Here is a 2,524-nt window from a genome sequence, read left to right as displayed (position 1 = left end):
GGATGAGCCAGCCCAGCCGCATCGAGGTCCTCGGCGCACACGAGGACCGCTTCGACGAGATCCTCACCCCCGAGGCGCTCGCCTTCCTCGCTCGTCTGCACGAGCGGTTCGCCGCCCGTCGCACCGCGCTGCTCGCCGAACGCGACCGCCGCCGCGCCGAGTTGGCGAACGGCGGCAGCCTCGACTTCCTCCCCGGGACCCGCGCCGTCCGCGAGGACACCACCTGGCGCGTGGCCGGCGCCGGGCCGGGCCTGGCCGACCGCCGGGTGGAGATCACCGGCCCGCCCGAGCGGCGGATGACCGTCAACGCGCTCAACTCCGGTGCCAGGGTGTGGCTGGCCGACTTCGAGGACGCCACCGCCCCCACCTGGCACAACCTGGTCTCCGGCCAGCTCAACCTGGTCGACGCGGTCGAGCGCCGGATCGACGACACCACCCCGGAGGGCAGGCGCTACCGCATCGGCGACGACCCCGCCACCATCGTCGTCCGCCCGCGCGGCTGGCACCTCGACGAGCAGCACCTGCTCATCGACGGCCGCCCCGCCGTCGGCGCCCTGGTCGACTTCGGCCTCTACCTCTTCCACTGCGGCAAGCCGCAGATCGAGCGCGGCAGCGGCCCGTACTTCTACCTGCCCAAGCTGGAGGACCACCGCGAGGCCCGGCTCTGGAACGAGGTCTTCGCCTTCGCCCAGGCCGAGTTGGGCATCCCGCACGGCACGATCCGCGCCACCGTGCTGATCGAGACCATCACCGCGGCCTTCGAGATGGACGAGATCCTCTACGAACTGCGCGAGCACGCCGCCGGGCTCAACGCCGGACGCTGGGACTACCTGTTCAGCCTGATCAAGACCTTCGCCCGGCACGGCCCGCGCTACGTCCTGCCGGACCGCGCCACCCTCACCATGACCCAGCCGTTCCTGCGCGCCTACACCGACCTGCTGGTGCGCACCTGCCACCGGCGCGGCGCCCACGCCATCGGCGGCATGGCCGCCGCCATCCCCCAGCGCGACCCGGCCGCCAACGCGGTGGCCCTCACCAAGGTGCGGGCCGACAAGGAACGGGAGGCCGGCGACGGCTTCGACGGCTCCTGGGTCGCCCACCCCGGCCTGGTCGCCACCTGCCGCACCGCCTTCGACGCCGTCCTCGACGACCGGCCGAACCAGCTCGACCGCACCCGCGAGGACGTCGAGGTCACCGCCGCCGACCTGCTCGGCGTGCACAGGCTCTCCGTCGGCCTGCCGACCGACCAGGGGCTGCGCTCCAACATCGCCGTCGCCCTGCGCTACCTCACCGCCTGGCTCGGCGGTTCCGGAGCCGTGGCCGTCTTCGGGCTGATGGAGGACGTCGCCACCGCCGAGATCGCCCGCTGCCAGATCTGGCAGTGGCAGCACCACTGCACCCGGCTGACCGGCGGCTCGCTCGTCACCCCGGACATGGTGCGGCGCCTGATCGACCGGGAACGCGCCACGCTGCTCGCCGAGGGCGCCGACCCGACGCCGGTGGACGACGCCGTACGGATCCTGGAGGACACCGCCCTCGGCGCCGAGCTGCCCGCCTTCCTCACTACCGAGGCCTACGCCCGCCACCTCGTGCGGATCCGCACCGCGGCCTGAGCCGCCCCACCACGGAGGCAGTGCCCCATGAACGACATCCGCCGCGTCGCGGTCGTCGGCGCCGGACAGATGGGCGCCGGCATCGCCGAGGTCTTCGCCCGCGCCGGGCTCGACACCGTCGTCTGCGAGGCCGGCCGGGACGCCCTGCGCGCCGCCCGGGCCCGGATCGACCGCTCGCTGCACCGCGCCGCCGACCGCGGCCGGATCAGCGAGCAGCAGCGCACCGACGCCTGGGCCCACCTGCTGTTCGCCGACGACCTGGAGGCGCTCGCCGACCGCCAGTTGGTGGTCGAGGCCGTCGTCGAGGACGAACGGGTCAAGGCCGGGGTGCTCACCACCCTGGACAAGGTGCTCGTCGCCGAGGACGCCGTCCTGGCCACCAACACCTCGGCCATCCCGGTCACCCGCCTCGGCATCGCCACCGGCCGGGCCTCCCACGTCCTGGGCCTCCACTTCTTCAACCCGGCCCCGGTGATGCCCCTGGTCGAGCTGGTGTCCTCGCTGCACACCGCCCCGACCGTCCTCGACCGGGTGGAGGCCTTCGCCCGGGACGTCCTCGGCAAGCACGTCGTCCACTCCCGCGACCGGGCCGGCTTCGTGGTCAACGCCCTGCTGGTGCCGTACCTGCTCGCCGCGATCCGGATGGCCGAGGCCGGCCACGCCAGCCCCGAGGACATCGACGCGGGGATGGTCCACGGCTGCGCCCACCCCATGGGCCCGCTCCAACTCGCCGACCTGATCGGCCTCGACACCGTGCAGGCCATCGCCGATTCCATGTACGAGGAGTACAAGGAGCCGCTGTACGCGCCCCCGCCGCTGCTCTCCCGCATGGTGGAGGCCGGACTGCTCGGCCGCAAGAGCGGACGGGGGTTCCACACGCTCGGACAGCGGCTGGTCGACACCCTCGCCAC

Annotated in this window: 2 protein-coding genes; both read left to right on the top strand. The window is 73.5% G+C overall.

The genetic code is table 11. The features are described 5' to 3' along the window. Positions 1 to 2: 2 nt before the first annotated feature. Positions 3 to 1,613: a malate synthase A gene (aceB, locus tag ACFU6K_RS36535; RefSeq protein WP_380670576.1), complete on the top strand. Its 1,611-nt coding sequence runs from the start codon at positions 3 to 5 to the stop codon at positions 1,611 to 1,613. 27 nt (positions 1,614 to 1,640) lie between these two features. Next, on the top strand, positions 1,641 to 2,524 hold an 884-nt coding region (locus ACFU6K_RS36530; protein ID WP_380670574.1), incomplete at its 3' end, for a 3-hydroxybutyryl-CoA dehydrogenase.

Origin of the sequence: Kitasatospora sp. NPDC057512, assembly GCF_042802135.1 — a bacterium.
Classification (GTDB): domain Bacteria; phylum Actinomycetota; class Actinomycetes; order Streptomycetales; family Streptomycetaceae; genus Kitasatospora.
The sequence above is the reverse complement of the archived record's forward strand: the minus strand, read 5'-3'. Positions and strand labels throughout refer to the sequence as shown.